The organism is Pseudomonas sp., from assembly GCF_050739655.1.
GTDB lineage: Bacteria > Pseudomonadota > Gammaproteobacteria > Pseudomonadales > Pseudomonadaceae > Aquipseudomonas.
The window spans coordinates 1-1,637 of sequence record NZ_JBOIBY010000664.1 but is presented as its reverse complement, the minus strand read 5'-3'; the positions used below and the strand labels follow the sequence as shown (position 1 = coordinate 1,637).

2 protein-coding genes are annotated in these 1,637 nt (G+C 53.4%); one reads left to right on the top strand and one right to left on the bottom strand.

The features are described 5' to 3' along the window. A partial coding sequence (locus ACRESJ_RS31480) for a YdeI/OmpD-associated family protein (RefSeq protein WP_431761389.1) occupies window positions 1–346 on the top strand: 346 nt, incomplete at its 5' end. 171 nt (window positions 347–517) lie between these two features. Here ACRESJ_RS31480 and ACRESJ_RS31475 read toward each other — a convergent pair. After that, window positions 518–1,402, bottom strand: a complete 885-nt coding sequence (locus tag ACRESJ_RS31475) for a serine hydrolase domain-containing protein (RefSeq protein WP_431761390.1) — start codon at window positions 1,400–1,402, stop codon at window positions 518–520. Between the last annotated feature and the right edge of the window lie 235 nt (window positions 1,403–1,637).

Sequence of the window (1,637 nt, the reverse complement as noted above, 5' to 3'; positions counted from 1 at the left end):
GAAGGTAAGTAGCGAGTTACTCGACGCCGCAGGTGTGGCCGTTGGGGATATCGTTACACTCGAGCTAACCCCTGTGAAAAAGGAACCCGAGCCTGACATCCCGGCAGATTTTGAGGAAGCACTGGCAGCCACTCCTGAGGCTCGTAAAGTTTGGAATAATACAACGACCATCGCACGAGTAGACTGGATCCACTGGATTACTTCAGCCAAGCAACTCAAGACGCGCGAAAAGCGAATTGGTGATGCCTGCGATATGCTTGCAACCGGCAAGAAGCAGGTTTGCTGTTTCGACCAGTCCGGCTATTACAGTAAGGCCTTCCGTGCGCCCGAGGCAGAAAATTCTTAAATGGAATATTCCGTTGAATACGCCTGACGATGAAACCACCTATTTGAATGCCTTGAGGACGCGTGGTTCATCGCTCCTCAAGAACCTCGATTTTGGTTGACTGACTTCCTCAGGGCGTGAAGCGGTCATCCGGCGAATCATGAGGTCGACGCCAAAAGGACTTAGCCGTCGTCAGCCACCGCGCATAACTTGCATCAGCTGTTTCACAGCGATGGCTTCGACGGCACCTTCACTGGCACCCGCTTCAAAAACAGCGCAACAAGCCGATGCGTCGCCGTCGCGGATACGGTAGACAGCAATGACACTGCCTGACCCGCAGCCTGTGTGCCCGCATAGGGAATGTCCGCCGTCAATCGACCCTTGCATCACACCTAGGCCATAGCCCGGAATGATCCATGGGCGCCCGGGAATCGGGCCGCCCAATGTTCGTGCTGTCTGCATTTCCTGGAGCAAGCCCGTGGAGAGCAGTTCTGCGCAGAGGAGTCGATCCAGAAATAGCGCTGCTTGGGAAATTGGGCCGATCAGCAAGCCATGATAGACCCAGGCGGGGTCATAATTCGAGGTGCTTCCAAGATGGGTCTTTTGTAAGTCTGCTCGCGTTTTAGCAAAGCTAACGTTCGACAGGCCCAGAGGAGTAAGTGCACGTTGAGTCACCGCATCATCAAGCGTCAGATCAGTTAGCCGTTCAATAAGCCTGCCGATGAGCAAGTAGCCAACATTCGAGTAATGCCAATCGGTTCCGGGATTGCATCGAAGTCGAGCACCGTCAAGGCGTTGCATCATTTCATCTGCCGACCAGGCTGGCTCACTGTTCGTAACAGCGGCGTGGTACTCCGCAAGTTCGCCGTAATCGGCCAGACCTGCTTCATGCCGCAGTAGCTGGCGTAACGTGAAAGGCTGATCAGAAATTGGGTCGTCCAGTTCGATGAGCCCGTCACGTACCAACGACAGGGCTGTCGCAGCCAGGACTGTTTTCGTAAAACTCCACCAGGGGGCCATCAGTTCTAACCGGTCAGGCGTTTGTGGCTGACCATTTGATACGAGTGAACTGAGCATTGGCTTCCTTGGAATGTTGAGCGGATCGACAGCTCGACAAGATATCTCATTCACTCTTTTTCGCCAGAGTGAAAAGTCAGCCGTTTGTACTGTCCTGAACGACTGCTATTGACCCAGAGTGTGTAAAAACACCCGGACAAACCCTTGCTATGATTTCTGAGAATCTCATCGCAGGGGAAACCCATGAAACGGTTTATCCAGGGTGAACACCGAGGTCAAAGTACCTTACTTCCAG